Origin of the sequence: Variovorax davisae, assembly GCF_030316845.1 — a bacterium.
GTDB classification, from domain to species: Bacteria; Pseudomonadota; Gammaproteobacteria; order Burkholderiales; family Burkholderiaceae_C; genus Variovorax; species Variovorax davisae.
In genome coordinates, this window is the sequence record NZ_JASZYS010000003.1 from 190,236 (window position 1) to 205,229 (window position 14,994).

16 protein-coding genes are annotated in these 14,994 nt (G+C 64.1%); 10 read left to right on the top strand and 6 right to left on the bottom strand.

The window, feature by feature from the left end:
* Nucleotides 1-98 precede the first annotated feature (98 nt).
* A complete protein-coding gene (locus tag QTI33_RS08310; protein ID WP_286505315.1) occupies nucleotides 99-812 on the top strand; it encodes a glycosyltransferase family 2 protein in 714 nt (237 codons plus the stop codon).
* 55 nt (nucleotides 813-867) lie between these two features.
* Here the strand turns inward: QTI33_RS08310 and QTI33_RS08315 are convergent, their stop codons facing one another.
* Entirely contained in the window at nucleotides 868-1,782 is a 915-nt protein-coding gene (locus QTI33_RS08315) for a class I SAM-dependent methyltransferase (RefSeq protein ID WP_286505316.1), read from the bottom strand.
* A 181-nt stretch (nucleotides 1,783-1,963) separates the two neighbouring features.
* Between QTI33_RS08315 and QTI33_RS08320 the strand changes: the two genes are divergently transcribed.
* The 9 genes from QTI33_RS08320 to QTI33_RS08360 all read left to right on the top strand — a co-directional run bounded on the left by QTI33_RS08320 (nucleotide 1,964) and on the right by QTI33_RS08360 (nucleotide 10,158).
* On the top strand, nucleotides 1,964-3,505 hold the full coding sequence (locus tag QTI33_RS08320) for an iron-containing redox enzyme family protein (RefSeq protein WP_286505317.1): 1,542 nt from the start codon (nucleotides 1,964-1,966) through the stop codon (nucleotides 3,503-3,505).
* Nucleotides 3,506-3,510: 5 nt separating this feature from the next.
* Nucleotides 3,511-4,482 (top strand): methyltransferase, encoded by a 972-nt coding sequence (locus QTI33_RS08325; RefSeq protein WP_286505750.1) that lies wholly within the window; start codon nucleotides 3,511-3,513, stop codon nucleotides 4,480-4,482.
* On the top strand, nucleotides 4,479-5,780 hold the full coding sequence (locus QTI33_RS08330) for a phosphoribosylglycinamide synthetase C domain-containing protein (RefSeq protein ID WP_286505318.1): 1,302 nt from the start codon (nucleotides 4,479-4,481) through the stop codon (nucleotides 5,778-5,780). Before QTI33_RS08325 ends, QTI33_RS08330 begins: the two co-directional genes overlap by 4 nt.
* 203 nt (nucleotides 5,781-5,983) lie before the next feature.
* Nucleotides 5,984-6,118 carry a hypothetical protein gene (locus QTI33_RS08335; RefSeq protein WP_286505319.1) on the top strand — a complete coding sequence of 45 codons (135 nt, stop codon included), beginning with the start codon at nucleotides 5,984-5,986 and terminating at the stop codon, nucleotides 6,116-6,118.
* 141 nt (nucleotides 6,119-6,259) lie between these two features.
* A complete protein-coding gene (locus QTI33_RS08340) occupies nucleotides 6,260-6,760 on the top strand; it encodes a hemerythrin domain-containing protein (protein WP_286505320.1) in 501 nt (166 codons plus the stop codon).
* Nucleotides 6,761-6,951: 191 nt separating this feature from the next.
* Nucleotides 6,952-7,221 (top strand): GlsB/YeaQ/YmgE family stress response membrane protein, encoded by a 270-nt coding sequence (locus QTI33_RS08345; protein WP_286505321.1) that lies wholly within the window; start codon nucleotides 6,952-6,954, stop codon nucleotides 7,219-7,221.
* A 128-nt stretch (nucleotides 7,222-7,349) separates the two neighbouring features.
* Complete coding sequence (locus QTI33_RS08350; protein ID WP_286505322.1) at nucleotides 7,350-7,556, top strand: patatin-like phospholipase family protein; 207 nt, start codon at nucleotides 7,350-7,352, stop codon at nucleotides 7,554-7,556.
* Nucleotides 7,553-8,383, top strand: coding sequence for a patatin-like phospholipase family protein (locus tag QTI33_RS08355; RefSeq protein ID WP_286505323.1), 831 nt, complete (start codon nucleotides 7,553-7,555; stop codon nucleotides 8,381-8,383). Before QTI33_RS08350 ends, QTI33_RS08355 begins: the two co-directional genes overlap by 4 nt.
* Before the next feature lie 212 nt (nucleotides 8,384-8,595).
* Nucleotides 8,596-10,158, top strand: coding sequence for a mannitol dehydrogenase family protein (locus tag QTI33_RS08360; RefSeq protein WP_286505324.1), 1,563 nt, complete (start codon nucleotides 8,596-8,598; stop codon nucleotides 10,156-10,158).
* Between the two features lie 31 nt (nucleotides 10,159-10,189).
* On the opposite strand, the gene QTI33_RS08365 is transcribed toward QTI33_RS08360, so the two are convergent.
* The 5 genes from QTI33_RS08365 to QTI33_RS08385 all read right to left on the bottom strand — a co-directional run bounded on the left by QTI33_RS08365 (nucleotide 10,190) and on the right by QTI33_RS08385 (nucleotide 14,819).
* Nucleotides 10,190-11,086: a ZIP family metal transporter gene (locus QTI33_RS08365; protein ID WP_286505325.1), complete on the bottom strand. Its 897-nt coding sequence runs from the start codon at nucleotides 11,084-11,086 to the stop codon at nucleotides 10,190-10,192.
* 2 nt (nucleotides 11,087-11,088) lie between these two features.
* Complete coding sequence (locus tag QTI33_RS08370; protein WP_286505326.1) at nucleotides 11,089-11,310, bottom strand: hypothetical protein; 222 nt, start codon at nucleotides 11,308-11,310, stop codon at nucleotides 11,089-11,091.
* 304 nt (nucleotides 11,311-11,614) lie between these two features.
* Nucleotides 11,615-11,869, bottom strand: a complete 255-nt coding sequence (locus QTI33_RS08375) for a hypothetical protein (RefSeq protein ID WP_286505327.1) — start codon at nucleotides 11,867-11,869, stop codon at nucleotides 11,615-11,617.
* A gap of 251 nt (nucleotides 11,870-12,120) precedes the next feature.
* Nucleotides 12,121-13,950 carry a glycoside hydrolase family 2 protein gene (locus QTI33_RS08380; protein ID WP_286505328.1) on the bottom strand — a complete coding sequence of 610 codons (1,830 nt, stop codon included), beginning with the start codon at nucleotides 13,948-13,950 and terminating at the stop codon, nucleotides 12,121-12,123.
* On the bottom strand, nucleotides 13,947-14,819 hold the full coding sequence (locus QTI33_RS08385) for a hypothetical protein (RefSeq protein ID WP_286505329.1): 873 nt from the start codon (nucleotides 14,817-14,819) through the stop codon (nucleotides 13,947-13,949). Before QTI33_RS08385 ends, QTI33_RS08380 begins: the two co-directional genes overlap by 4 nt.
* Nucleotides 14,820-14,994 lie beyond the last annotated feature (175 nt).

Genomic DNA, 14,994 nt, shown 5'->3' on the forward strand with positions numbered 1-14,994 from the left:
TTGCTTGCAGCTTTCGGATGTGTGCCTTGGTCAGGCAATGCCCGGCCAAAGGCGAACAGCGACTCAGATCCTGGTTCAATGATCTTAGAAAGAGCCCTATGCTTGGTGTCGTCGTCCCTGCACACAATGAGGAGGCTTTCATCGGCGATTGCATCCGCCACCTGCGCCGATGTGCTCAAAGCGTGCGTCTTCGGGGCGAGCCCGTCGAGATTCTGGTCGTTGCCGACACTTGCACCGACAGAACCGCCGAGATCGTGGCGCGCGCCGGCGTCATGACACTGGCAATCGATGTGCGAAACGTTGGCAAGTCTCGAGCTGCGGGCGCAAGTCTCCTTCTGGAAAGAGGTGCAAGATGGCTGGCATTCACCGATGCCGATACACTCGTTTCTCCGGAGTGGCTGGCCGAGCAGTTGGATTTGGCCGCCGATGTGGTATGCGGCACGGTCGGGATTTCAGATTGGTCGCCGCACGGCGCACATGCGCGTCTTCTCCACTGGCACTTCAGCGAGACATACTTCGACGTCGACGGCCACCGGCACATCCATGGGGCGAACCTTGGAGTGGAGGCCAACGCCTATCGACGCGCAGGCGGTTTTGAACATCTTGAATGCGGCGAAGACGTCGCCTTGGTCGAGGCTCTTGACGCCGTGGGTGCGAAGATCGCATGGAGCGCTCGGCCGCGCGTGATCACAAGCGCTCGAAAAAAGGCGCGGGCGAGCGGCGGGTTCGCTGACGCACTGACCAATGCTGTGAAGCAGCGCTTGCGGGCGGGTGCTACAGTGCCAGGGCACTTCGTGCTCGAAAAGCTGTGAGGGTGGGCTGGGCTGTTGGCCCGCCTGAGCTCGCTTGCCGCAGGGTCCGGGTGACTTACGTCCTTCCTCGTTGAGCCACGAAAGCATTTCCGTCCCACGCGTGAAATGGTTGGTCGCCATTGACAACAATTTCTAGCGACGACGCCAGGGCGAGCTTCGCGAAGTCGGCACGATCTGCCTCCAGACTGCGCCCGTAGCTCAGCTCTAGGACAACCAGGGAGCCTCCGGGTCGAAGCACCCGACGAGCCTCTTCGAAATGCCTGGCAAGCAACGACCATCCGGACTGAAACAGGTACGGAAAACTGTCGATTGCTAGCACGAGGTCGAAGCTGGCGTCTTCGAACCCCGAGAGGTTCTTCCCTTCGCTGAGTTGAATCGACACATTCGGGAGATTCCGGCAACGGGCTTGAGCCCGCTGCACCATCTCCGTCGAGATGTCGACCCCTGTGACGGTACCGAGCACGGGCGCAAGCGCCTCCTCAAAGCGCCCGATACCGCAACCGATCTCCAGCGCATCGCTTCCTGGCCGCAGGACCGCCTGCTCTCCCAACCACAACACGATCTCGTCGGTAGCAGCAGACAGCAGCGCGGGACTGCCAAGGGAGTACAACGCGACGCTCGCTTCGCCCGATTGTTGGCATGACCAGTCGAAAAGACGGCGACAGAACGCGATTCCCTCGGCGTCCGTACGGGCCGGCAAGTCCGAATCCACACCACTTCCCACCATCGCGGCGATTCGCAGACAGCCCTCGCGGTGCCGCTTGAGCAACTTGCCGAGTTCCGCGAAATGCTGTCTCTCCCCTTCACGGGAAGACTCTTGCAATCTTGCGAGTTCGGATTCGATCTGCCATACGCTGCGACCCATCTTCAGCCAGTACATCAAGGTCATCTGGCCCGACAATTGTCCACACTCGAACCGGGCCAGCACCCGTGCAAGTTGAGGATCGTCAGGCGGTGCGCGGTTTGTCATTGCTCGTATCGTTCGCCGGAAGGTGATCAGCTTGGCCTCCAGGGCATGCGTGTCTGTCAGACAAGCGTGAAGGCGACGGTGGGCCGGATGGACCCGTAAGGCATTTCCGACGGTACCCGACGACGAAGCCTTATACGCGGCGCGCCGTGTGAGGCGACAGTTCAGATTTGCAGGATTCACGATGATTTCGTTTTTAAGAGGCGCCATTCCGCTGCCCCGATTGCTTCCTTGGGCAGGCGCGGCCAACGACGGCGCGAAGACTAGCGCGCCGGAGGACCCTGCCTCTCACGATCAAGGTTCGCCGGCGGCGCGCGCGCTGTACCAGCAACTGGCGGGCGCCGTGCGACTTGAGAACGCTGGAGCAAGGCGCGAGGCAGCTCGGCTCTTCCTGGACCATCGACTGCAGGTTGCCGCGAGTCTTCCCTGCGATCTGCCCAAGGACGCCCAGGGGCTGGAGGCGTGGATGAAAACCGGGGTCGCGCGCACCGGAAAGCTCTACCAAGACTACCTCCAGCGGCGCGTCGACGGTGGGGGACGGGAGTACTTCCATTGCCGCTCGCACGCCTTGGGCGTATTGCGAGCCATTGCCCCGACGAAGTTGGCGGACGGGGCTTGGCTATCCGGAATGCTCTCACATGCTGGCGACCCGTGCTTCGCGGAGTTGATCCGCACCTACTTGGAAGAACTCGGCGATGGCGCGCCAGACAAGAATCATGTGCTCCTGTATCGCAGACTCCTGCAGGCCCACGGCGTCGACGATTGGCTCGCACAGTCTGATGAATGTTTTGAACAGGGTGCCATCCAACTCGCGCTGGGTGCGTGCACGCAGGACTTCCTGCCCGAAGTCATCGGCTTCAACCTCGGCTACGAACAACTGCCGCTTCACCTTTTGATCTCGGCTTACGAACTCGACGAACTGGGGATAGACCCGTACTATTTCACCCTGCACGTCACGGTCGACAACGCGGCAAGCGGTCATGCGATGCGCGCCGTCAAAGCGGTACATGATGCGCTTTCGCGGACTGACGCATCGGCGGTGTTCTGGGAACGCGTGCGCCGGGGCTACCTGCTGGGAAACCTCGGGCTCAGTACCAACGCCGCCATCACGCGTTTTGATCTCGACGCCGAATTCCTGCGGGTGCTCGGGCAAAAGACCTTCGAAGGTCGATTCGCGCACTCCAACTACTGTCGCATCGAGGGAAAGACAGTCAACGAGTGGCTGGGCAGCGCGCAAGGGGTGGATGGCTTCGTCCAGGCATTGCACCGAAAAGGCTGGCTGACCCGCGGGGTCGATCCACGCGCAAGCCGCTTCTGGCAGTTGCTGCACGGCGAACAGGCGCAGATGCACGGGGTGTTTGGCGCCTACGAACGCCAGGTCATCTACGACTGGATTCGAGGGCCCGCGAGCGGGGACGGAGCGCGGGCACCGAGTTCAGTGACCCCGGATCAGGCCCCTCGGCCATGCAGGCCATACCGGCATCAACGGGGAGCCTTGACGGCGGCCGAGGCGGGCTTGACTCAATGCGTCCAGCTCGGCGCGCCGCCCGCGGACCCTGAAGTTACCGACCTCACCGTGCGCCTCGAAGCTGCGCCCGATCCTGAGGCACGATTGGTCATCTTGCGTGACATGATGGGCCCCGATCTCCACTGGACCCGGGCGGGGCTTTGCGCCACCCGCATCTTTCGTCGTGCCGTCTTGGGCGCCGACGAGGCCCACACGTGAGCACCATGAGCCCGGGCGAGCGCGATGGAGGCAACCTCGAAGCCCTGCGGCTGCTGGCGGGTGCGCTTCAAACCGCCGGCTATCGGTTTACGACGGTGTCGCCTGAGTCCCATCGTCGCTACCTGCAACGCCGCGCGCATCGCGCCGGGGCAAACCTCCGGGACATATTCGGCTGGAGTCTGTCGTTCGCCCCAGAGGACCTCTCCAGCGATATTCGATCGCTGGCGGAGGAGGCCGGCGCCTTGACGACCTCCGGTGGGAAGCTTCGGAGTCGCGTTCGGTTCTCGACCCTTGGGGACAGCGTTTACCTGCACTCCGCCTACCCGACCCTGGAACCGGCGTCGGTGTTCTTCGGTCCGGATACGTACCGCTTCATCTCGCTCATCCAGCGGGAGCTCGCAGCGAGGCCTGCGGTTCGAAGAGTTGTCGACATCGGCTGTGGTTCCGGGGCAGGCGGCCTTGAAGCGATTCGCGCATTGCGCGCCATGGGGCAGTTCGCCCGTCTCGAGATGACCGATGTCAACCCGCGCGCGCTGGAATATGCAACCGTCAACGCCCGACTTGCGGGGGTCGAGGATGCGGAACTTCGCCAAGCGGACTTGTTTGCCGGGCTGTCGCCTGGAGCCGATCTAATCATCGCCAATCCTCCCTACCTCATGGATCGCGAATTGCGCGCCTATCGGCACGGGGGCGGTTCCCTCGGCGCCGGCCTGTCTCAGCGGATCGTCTCGGAAGGCGTGCCGATGCTGGCGCCGGGCGGCAGGCTGGTGCTCTATACCGGGAGTGTCATCGTCGGTGGCGAGGACCTGTTGTTGGCGAGCTTGCGCCCCATGCTGGAACGCGACCGCCTGGAGTTCCGCTATGCCGAACTGGACCCGGATGTCTTCGCGGAGGAGCTCGACCAGCCGGGCTACGAAGGCGCCGAGCGAATCGCTGTCGTTTCTCTCGTGGTCGAGGCACCGACGGAGGGCAGATGAGGGTCTTGGGCGTCGGCGAAACCTGCGATCTGGGGGATATGTACTGGCGGCTGCAACGGGCCGGCCACGAGGTGCGCGTGTTCATCGAGGACCCTGATTCCCATGACGTGTTCGGCGGCATTGTGCCGCGCACGAGCGACTGGCGCGCGGAGCTGACGTGGATCCGCGCCGCCGGGCGAGACGGACTTGTGGTTTTTGAGTCTGCTGCCAAGGGCGAGTGGCAGGACGCCCTTCGCAGCGAGGGCTATCGCGTGGTGGGTGGCAGCCAGTACGGTGACCGGCTGGAAGCTAATCGCGAGTTCGGGCAGTCGGCATTGCGGGCAGCCGGACTTCGGACGGCGCGCACTCGCGAGTTCAAGAGCTTCGACGCCGCCCTGGACTTTCTTCGGGCCCAGCCAGGGCGCTACGTTTTCAAGAGCAATGGTGCGGGTGCCCCGCGCACGCGCAACTACATCGGTCAGTTGGAGGACGGCGCGGACATGAGAGCGTTCCTGGCCTTGCAGAGGACGCAGCTTTCCCCCGGTTCATGCACCGACTTCGTCCTGATGGACCATGTCGAGGGCGTGGAAGTTGGCGTGGGCGCTTATTTCAACGGCCACCGCTTTCTGGACCCACCGCTCGTCGACTGGGAACACAAGCGCTTCTTCCCGGGCGACATCGGCGAACTCACCGGCGAGATGGGGACCATCGTCTCCTACGAGGGCGCTGCGAACATTTTCCGTTCGACCCTGGCGTGTGTCGCCGATCAGCTGCGCGCCGCAGGGCATTGTGGTTACATCAATCTCAATCTGATCGCCAACCCGGAAGGCTTGTGGCCGCTGGAGTTCACGAGCCGGTTCGGCTACCCCGGCTTTGCGATCTGCGACGCGCTCCATGACGAGGATTGGGCCAGCGTCCTGGTGAAGATGGTCGACGCCCATGCCACCCGCATCCAGACCCGCACTGGGTTTGCATGCGGCGTCGTCCTCACCGTGCCGCCCTTTCCCTACCGATACGGCTACGACGAATTGTCAAAGGGCCTCCCCATTACCTTCCGCAAGACGGCGAGCGCGGCGCACAAGGATGCACTTCATTTCGGTGAGATCGCGAAGGTGGGTGGCCAACTCGTCACCAGCGGACAAGCCGGCTACGTCGGTGTTGCGACTGGCACCGGCCTGAACGTGAACGAGGCCCGGCGCGCTGCCTACGATGCGGTCCAGAGGCTCTGTATTCCCAATATGCGCTATCGGGAGGACATAGGGTTGCGGCTTGTTGGCGGCGACCTGGAGCGCTTGCGGACCTGGGGATACTTGAGCTGAGAGAGGCCCGCGCGCGTGCCCTTCTCGCGTGACAGGAACACAACGATGACTCCGGTCGCGCAATGAATGTGCCGCGGCTTCGATCCTGTTCGCTCAAAGCCCGCCATCCGGTTCCACGTCTTTTCTCTATTGATTCCGTCGAGTCTATGCGTGAGAGTGAATGGTGTCCCCACGCGCGGGCGGGGCAACAGCGTAGGAGCCAAATGAACAGCAACAGGGAGGTCAAGAGCAGGAAGAAGTTCGTGCGAGGCGCGCTGCGCTGGATGCTGCTCGCAACCCTGCTTCTGCTGATCGTCGTGAGTACGTACCACTACATGCTCGGGCACAAGGGGCCTTGATGCAGCGCGGGCTTCAGGCGAACCGCCGCGGCGACGAAATCAGCCTGCGTCATCCTTGTCGCTGATAGCGAACGGCATCTTCCTACGTGGAGGCCACGCGCGAAAGAACAATCTGGCGTTTTCACAATCACTCTGGAGCCCATGATGGCCACAACGAAACGTGCCGAGGCCGATGCCTGCAGCCTGCTGGATGCCGACCATCGGAACGTCAAGAAATTGTTTAAGGCGTACGAAGAGCTCACCAGCTCCCGCGCCGCCAGCGCTTCTCAGAAGAAGCGGGAACTGGCCAAGGAAATCTGCATGGAGCTGACAGTTCATGCTCAGATCGAGGAAGAGATCTTCTATCCCGCCCTTCGTGAGGCAATCAAGGATACTGACCTGTTGGACGAGGCCGAGGTCGAGCACGCCAGTGCGAAGGACCTGATCGCCCAGATCCAGGAAGCGACGGATACGGACGACAAGTTCGACGCCAAGGTGACCGTGCTGGGCGAGTACATCGACCACCACGTAAAGGAAGAGCGTAACGAAATCTTCGTCAAGGCGCGCGCAGCGCGCCGTCTCGACCTGGTGGCGATGCGCGCGCAACTTGAAGGACGCAAGGAAGAGTTGATGGCAGAGATGGCCGGTGCGACGGCCCCGTAGCCAGCTTTTCGACGGTGGGTCTTGGCGGTGGGTTTCCACCGCTTTTTTTTAGAGACGATTCGAAATGATGCGAAACCATCCGTGCGAGCGAGGCCGACACTTGACAGTGCGTTCCTGGCCTCTCGTCGCGGCGTTGTCCTATAGGGGAACTTGGGGGCACCCACCAGCCTTGTTCTTTTCAAGGAGCTTTCATGAACATCATCATTTGGCTTGTTGTTGGAGGCATCATTGGCTGGTTGGCCAGCATGATCATGAGAACGAATGCCCAACAGGGGATGATTCTCAATGTTGTCGTCGGCGTCGTGGGCTCCATGGTCGGCGGGTGGTTGATCGCACCCCTGCTGGGGTCCGGCACCGTCAACCAAAACGACTTCAGCGTCATGGGACTTGTAGCCTCTCTCATCGGGGCGGTCATCCTCCTGGCCATCGTGAACCTGGTACGTCGCGGCGCTGTTCGCTAGCTATTGCCCCCACCCGTCCGGGCCGCTAACGCCCGGGCGGCGGCGGAGGATTCTCCTGATAGCGGGCCGGTCATGCCAGGTATCGCCAGCCGCAACCGAGCGGCTGCGGTGCCCCTTGTTCATTTGGAATGGACCTGAAAGGTCTTCCTCATGCCCTCCTCCACCTCCCCCGGCCGCACAATCTTGAACCTGGCGCACAGGGTGGCGGCGCGCAGGGCGCATTCACCTGGGGCGTGGTCGATGCGCTGCTCGACCAACCCGACATCGAGATCGGCCGGGTAAGCGGCACCAGCGGCGGCGCGCTCAACGGCGCTGCGCTGGTGACCGGCTCGTGAACGGCGGCCGCCAGGCCGCGAAGGACAACCTTGAGCGCTTGTGGCGAAAGGTGGCCGAGGTTGGCGCGCCGATGACCTTCCTTCTCCTGCCCTTGCGCAAGCCAGGCCTGGGCACCTGGGATGACTCCGTGCCGTTGCTGTCGCCCTACCAGACCAATCCGGTCGCCCTCGCGCCGCTGCGGCACATCCTCGACACGGTGGTCGACCTTGAGGCGCTGCGCGCCCGCTCCGCCCATCCGCTGTTCGTCAACGCGGTGAACGTCCATTCCGGCCTGTCGCGCGTGTTCGGCCCCCAGGACATGTCGCTGGAGGCGCTTCTGGCATCGGCCTGCGCCCCGCTGATGTTCCAGGCCGTGCAGATCGAGGGTGAGGCGTACTGGGACGGGAGCTATGCAGGCAACCCGATGCTGTGGCCGTTGTACCGCGAGGCATTGGACACCGATATCTTCATGGTGGAGCTGACGCCGCTGCGCCGGCCCGAGACGCCAACCACGGCCAAGAATATTCTGAACCGTATCAACGAGATCGCGTCGATCAACGGGTTGCTCGCCGAACTCCGGGCGCTCGATACGATCAACCGCACCGTACCGGATGCCGACATCAGGTTGCACGTGCTAAGCCTGCCGGACGCGGGGAGCAAACTCGAGAATGAGCCGTCAATCAAGCGCACGGTGGGACCGGCCTTGTTCGAATCGCCTCGGCGCAGCGGGCGGGCGGCCTGCGAGTCATGGCTGGAAACCCATCGCGGACAGCTCGGGTGCCGCGCCACCATCGACATCGAGCACCGCTACTTGGCTCCGTACGCGCAGCCGGGCGTAACGGCGTGAAGCCGCGGCGCCAGGGAGCACTGACGCATCTCACCTGGCGGCCGTCTGGGCTGGGCCGCTCCTATCGACCCGGCACGGGCATCGTCCGGCGGGAAGTCGGCCTCGCGTCGCCGATCACTCGAGGCCCCTGACAGCCGGCGGTCGCCGCTGTCCGATCCTCGGGAGCTCAGGCACGCCGGTTGCCATTCTTCGGCAACACCCGCACTCGCCGAATGAACCAATTAGCTCAGTTGCTATCGACCGACGCCCGGCCGTCCCGCCCGCCGATGGCACGGCTCACGCGCGCGACGCTCGGCATGACCGCCCCGCAGGCTCGCGTGCCCGGCTTCGGCGCAGGCCCATTGCGTCCCGGAATCCTGCATCTGGGTTGCGGCTCGTTTCATCGTGCCCATCAGGCGTTGCTCACGCAGCGTGCCGTGGAGTGGGAACACAGCGCGGCCCGGCGGCTTCAGCGCAGCGAGCCACCCGCCTGGGGCATCGTCGCGGCGAGCCTGGTCACGAGAAAAACGATCGATGCGCTTGCCGCCCAGGACGGGCTCTATACCCTGCTCGAGCGCGGACCTGAGCGCACCCATGCCACTGTCGTCGGCAGCATCTGCGAGCTTGTCTATGCACCGGACCGCCCGGAATTTCTGAAGCGCGTATTCGCCGACCCGGCGATCCGGGTGGTGACGCTGACCATCACGGTCGCCGGCTACTGCGCCGACGCCGCCAACCGGCTCGACGCCACCCTGGCGTCGGTGCAGCACGACCTCCATGTGCAGCCTAGCACCGCGATCGGGTTGCTGGTCCAGGGTCTGCGCAAGCGCTGGATCGACGGCGCTGCGCCGCCCGTCATCCTCTCGTGCGACAACCTTCCCGCCAATGGACGGTTGCTGCGCCAGATGTGCCTGGACTTCGCAGCCCTGCACGGCGAAGACCGCCTGGCCAGCTGGATCGCCACGCACGTGCAGTTCCCCTGCACGGTGGTCGACCGTATCGTGCCGGTGACCAGCGCCGCAGACCGGATGGACGCGAGCGCCTCACTGGGCCTGATCGATACGGTACCGGTGTGCGCGGAGCCCTTTTACCAGTGGGTCATCGAGCGCTTCGATGGTGCACGTCCGCGCTGGGACGCAGCCGGCGCGGAGTACGTGTCGAACGTCGAACCATGGGAAGCCTCCAAGTTGCGACTGCTGAATGGCGGCCACCTCGCGATCGCGAGCCTGGGGAAGATGGCGGGTTGCGCCACGGTGGCCGACGCGATGGCGGTGCCGGGCATATCCGCGTTCGCGCTGCGCTTTATGCTCGACGAACAAAAGCCAACACTTCCCGCGAGCGATCACGACATCGACGCGTACGCACGGCAACTGCTTGCGCGCTGGCGCAGCCGCGGGGTGGTTCATCAACTGGACCGGGTGGCGCGCGGCGCTTCGACCAAGCTGCCTGGACGGCTGCTCGCATCCTTGCGGGACAACCTGTGTGCCGGCCGGCCCGCGCCTTGCACCGTGCTTGCGGTCGCTGCCTGGATGTGTTGCGTTGCCGGCCGCGATGACGCAGGCCAACCGGTCTCCTTGGTGGACGCTATGTGCGCCGAGCTGAAGCGTCAGGCTGCAGACGCAGTCAACGACCCGGTCCAGCTGGTGGCTCTTATGCTCGCGCAGCCCAGGATTTTTGGCGACGACTTGCCACGCGATTCGGGATTGCGACGCAGCCTGCAAGAGGCAGTCGCCATGCTGCAGCAGCAAGGCGTGCGGGGCGCGGTGGCCGCATGCATGGCCGGCCTGCTGCCCTGACTTCCCCGAACCGCCCGTGCGGCTGTGATGATCACGCGAGGGCGGTGTCCAGCAGCATCATGATCACGAAACCGAGCATGAGTCCGCCGGTGGCAAATGCCTCATGCCCCTGGCGATGCGACTCGGGAATAATCTCGTGACTGATGACGTAGAGCATCGCGCCCGCGGCCATGGCCAGCCCCCACGGCAGCAGCCCCTCCGAGAAGGTGATAAGGGCGGCACCCAACACGGCTGCCACGGGCTCCACAAGTCCCGAAAGTACGCCAAGCCCGACGGCCAGTCCGCGTCCGTAGCCGACCGTACGCAGCGCCAAGGCCACCACCATTCCCTCCGGCACGTCCTGGATCGCAATGCCGGTGGTCAGCGCTGTCGCCCCCACTGGATCGCTGCCGGCAAACGCCACGCCAATCGCCAAGCCTTCCGGAAGGTTGTGCAGGACAATCGCCAAAACGAAAAGCCAGACGCGCTTCATGGCTCGCGCCTGCGGGCCTGCTAGCCCCTTGACGAAATGCTCGTGCGGTACCGCCCGGTCGATGGCCCATAGCGCCGCCGCACCGGACAGAATTCCGGCGGCAACGATGGCCCCTGCACTCCAACCATTGGCGCCTTGCGACCTAGCCGCCGCCAGCGCGGGAATGACCAGCGAGAACGAACTGGCGGCCAGCATGACGCCGGCACCGAAGCCGAGCATGGTGTCGTACGTGCGCTGCGAGAACTGCTGCGACAGCAGAACCGGGAGCGTTCCGAGGGCGGTCGCGAGGGCAGCCAGCAGGCCGCCGATCAACGCGCCCTTCATGCGTGGATCGGCTTCCAAGCTGGTTGGGAGAGCCTGCCAGCACACGATCCCGAGGCCGAAGACAGACACCGCCATCCCGAACCGCTTGCGAACGTTCCGGCCGCGACGTGCAGCGCCGGCTTCAATGCTCATGCTCATGATGTCAGACGAAGATTGCGTAGACCGGATGAATGGCGCGGCTCCGGCGATGCCAAGGCCAACGCAGACCGTCCTGTGGCGTCGGTGGTCGCATCGACGCCTGGAGGTGGATTCCTCATCCACAACAGGATCAGCACCACAGCGCCTGCGATTAGAAAACCGAGCAGATGGGTCATTCGACGGATCGGCTTCTTGCCGTCATTGGGATCTTTGCGCATGGGTATCTCGGGTAAGTTAATGCAAAAGGGCCAGTCCGGCGTCCGGTGTCTGGCCGCGGGGCCGTCGGCTTGCAACGCATCCGTTCGTCAGTCCTCACCCGCCGGGCGCGGTATGCCCTTCGGGTTCCTTCCATCGGCTACGAACCAGCCATCCCGCACGAGAAGCATGCCGGTGTCCGTGGAGAAGTGGGCCACCGTCGCACCCGAGGCACCAGAGGCCGACTCATCGTGCAGTGGCGCCACACGTTCCGCGTGTCCCGAGCGAGACCTCGGTGATATCCCGACAGGGTGCTTTCGCGACGCATCAAGGTACCCGCCAGCGACATCGCACCTTGATCTGCGCGGGCCCCTTCGGCTGCGACCAGAGTCCTTTCAGTAACCCGTTCTGGTGGCCCAGCGTGGCGCCGACGCCGCCGCGCAAGAGGCGCTGTTCGGCGACCCGCAGGGAGGCCGACCCGCCTTTGAGCTCCAGCGTCAGCAACCCTTCCTTGATCGACGTCACCGCGATCTCTCGAAGATCCGACAACGCGTCCAGCACGGGTATGACAATCGCCACCATCAAAGGGCCGCTCCTGCAAGCTTGGGCCCGGTAGCTGCGGTCACAGCCTGTGCATCGGCTCGATTCCTCCCGGGCGATGCCCCCGCCATCAGATGGCAGCGGATTTCGGAATCCGCGCAAGACGCCTCCCACGCGATCAGAACGTCCTTGGCTTGATCTGTCGGAAAGCGAGAGAGCTTCATATTGTCCTTGTGCTGCTTTTATGCCTCATCGTGCGCGCTGCAGGCGAGGCGCCACCGCCCGCAACCGCCCTAAACCACGCCCGGGATGTGGCTCCGAGAGGCTCGGGTGGCGGCATGGATCCGTTCGAGAGGAACCTTGGGCGAGCGGTCGGCATTCAGCAGCCCGTTGGCCTCCTGAAAAGTATCGCTGAACTGTGTGTAGCAGAAGCCGCTGAAGAGTTGCGCGTGAACGACGGTCTGCAGCAGCGTCTCGTAGAGCGCCGCCAACTCCTGCGCGCTGTCTGCCACCGAGTAGCCCCAGACTTTCTTCGTATCGTGCCCGACCGGCATCGACACCGGCAGCGCGTCTGGCGCGGCCCCGGGCTGCTGCGATTTAAAAGCAATGCCTCCGAACTCGGTCAACATGACCGGCTGCCCTTGGTGAGGGTGGTCGTCCAGGGTAAGGACCCGTCCCGCAGGCCGGCGTTGCGCGAACAGCCCCTCTGGCGCCGTCTCGCCACCGTAGCGCTCGCGCAGGTGCTCGACATTGGCGTCGTAGTCGTGAATGCCGACGATGTCGGTGGCGCTCGCCTCCCAGCCGTCGTTGCCGATCACGGGGCGCGTCGCGTCGAGCGTCTTGGTCAGGTGATAGAGCGCCTGCACGGCGTGGCGTTGTACGCCGATGCTCGTCAGGTCTGGAACGCCCCACGACTCGTTGAAGGGTACCCAGACAATGACACAGGGGTGGCTGTAGTCGCGGTCGATCGCTTCGGTCCATTCGCGGACAGTTCGCTTGATCGCGGTTCGGGTGAAACGATAGGCCGAAGGCATTTCTTCCCAGACCATCAGGCCCAGTGTGTCTGCCCAGTACAGGTAGCGCGGATCCTCGATCTTCTGGTGCTTGCGCACACCGTTGAAGCCCATGGCCTTGGCGAGCTCCACGTCACGGCGAAGCGCATCGTCGTTCGGCGCGGCCAGCAAGGTATCGGGCCAGTAGCCCTGGTCCAGCACCATGCGCAGCAGATAAGGGCGGCCGTTGAGCATGAACCGGTCGCGCACGATATGCACCGAGCGCAGCGCGGTGTAGGACGTGAAGCTGTCGATCACCTTTCCGCTCTGCGTCAGTCGCACGACCGCATCGAGCAGCGTAGGACGCTCCGGGGTCCACAACAGTTCATTGCGAAAATCATCGATGCCTGGATCCGACAGGACGATGGACCGGTCGACCTCGCCGTCGACGACTTGGTAGCGATCACTGGCCAGCAGCCGGGATTCGTGCCGCAATTCAACCTCGATGGCGAGACCGTCTGCCACATCGCCCGCGATGCGGGCTTCGAAGTAGATCGCGTACCCTTCCACCTTGGGGGTCCAGCGGATCTTGTCCATATAGGTCCTGCCCACTCGCTCCAGCCAGACCATCTGCCAGATGCCCGTCGTGCGCGGATACCAGATGGCATGGGGAACAGCCTGCCAATCTTGTTTTCCGCGCGGCTGCGTCAGGCTGTGCGGATCGTCTTCGGCCCGCAGCGTGATTCGTTGCAGGCCCGCCGGGTCGAGCAGGTGCGTGATGTCGGCGAAGAAAGGGGTATGGCCACCCTCGTGCGTACACGCGAGATGCCCATTGACCCAGACCCGGGCGGCATAGTCGACGGCTCCGAAGCGGAGCAGCACACGCCCGTGATCGGGGGCCAGCTCGACGTCGCGCTGGTACCAGCACACGCTGTGGAAGCCGCGATCGCCGATGCCGCTGGCGTCCGACTCCGGCGGATAGGGGACTTCGATCTCGTTCGGCCAGTCGGTGATGTCGGCCGGCGTGAGGAAGCTGCGTTCATCGTCGAAGCGAAAGCGCCACGGGCCATCGAGCGGTATCCAGGATTCGCGCACCAGCTGCGGGCGGGGGTAGGCGGGAGGGGGTGTCATGGCAATGGCCGGGCTGCGCCGGACGGCGACCCTTCGATCGGATAGGACGGCCAGCCCGTGGCGGGCTGCTGGGCCTGCAGCAGCCACGGCAGAACCTGGGGGTCGCGCGCCCACAGATAGGACCATCCTTGCGCCAACCGCGCCGCCAGCGCGGCCGGCCCGAGTTCGCAACGTCGAAAGTCTGCATCGACGATCTGGAAGGTCGCATGGACCTGCGCACACTGGTACGCGGACATGATGTGGTCGGACTCGGCTCGTACACGCGCGCCGAGCGTGGCATCACGGAACATGCCCACCGGGCGCGTATGCAGCACCGCAGCGGCATCCAGGATGCCGAGGTTACGGTACGCCAGCAACTTGGGCCATAGCGAATCCAGGCCCCACCCCCATCCGGTCTCGCTCAGATCCAGCGTCGGGAGCAGCCGGGCGAGCGCGTCGGCGCTGAAGCACGGAACCATGATTTCAACGAAACCGGTCTCGCGGGCAAAGCAGCACTGGTTGCGCAGGGTGTCGAAATGCGCGTAGTACGAACTCTCGTGCAACGCAGGCGCACACAACTGAAATGACAGTGCCGAGGCCAACTCGAAGATTTTGTCGATGGTAGCCTGGCTCGCAAAAATGTCGTCGTCGGGCAGCCAGACGTAATCGTAATCGCGCCAGCCGTGCCAGCCATTGAGCAAGGCGCGCAATCCCGTCCACTTGGGACCCGCGATCACCTCCCCGACCGTGCAATCGAGTTCGCCTTGGGGCGCCAGTGGCTCGTACGGGCACAGATACAGGTCCCAGGAGCGTGGCTGCCCCGCCGAGAGCCATGACGGATGAAGGGAACTGCGCCCGACGCGGGCGACGACCAGGTATCGACGGGACATGGAGGACGAAGGTGTTGGAAGGCCATTGACGCGGCGGGTATGAGATCTGTCCGGCAATCGGCATGCCGCGCGTCGACGAAGCGGCGGGTTGCGACCGGCACGTCGCTTGCCCACAGGTGCGAACCGGGGGCACCCCCTACAGAGACCCGAGACCTTCATGCGCAATTACCTAGTG